At 35.5% G+C, this 344-nt stretch carries 1 protein-coding gene; it reads right to left on the bottom strand.

Annotation, left to right across the window (positions count from 1 at the left end):
* Window positions 1–88 precede the first annotated feature (88 nt).
* The coding region (locus AOA61_RS05655; protein ID WP_178075183.1) for a flagellar basal body-associated FliL family protein at window positions 89–344 on the bottom strand (256 nt) is incomplete at its 5' end.

Raw genomic sequence — 344 nt, 5'->3', positions numbered from 1 at the left:
GTAGATAAGGCGGATAATAGAGCATCAATTTCCCCTTGGGACAAAACATCTGACAAAGAGACTCACCCCTCTTTTTTCCTGCATCACATTATTGAATCACACGCTGATTCATATAGACGTTGATTACTTCTCCGTCTTGCATAATTTCGTTTAATCTTTTACGTAGTCGTTCTTCGATTTGTTGTATACCTTCTGATCCTCTAAAATCACTCTGTTTCATATCGGAAAGTTCTTGAATAATAACATTCTCTGTCTGAAAATCCCTTTTTTCAAATTCAGACTTTGCACTTTGACTATCAAGTTCAATGACAAATTGAGCTCTGATGATATGATTACTGTATAGA

It is taken from the genome of Pseudomonas sp. 2995-1 (assembly GCF_002742505.1).
GTDB lineage: Bacteria > Pseudomonadota > Gammaproteobacteria > Pseudomonadales > Pseudomonadaceae > Aquipseudomonas > Aquipseudomonas sivasensis.
Note: the sequence above shows the minus strand (reverse complement) of the source record. Positions and strands in the feature narration are given on the sequence as shown.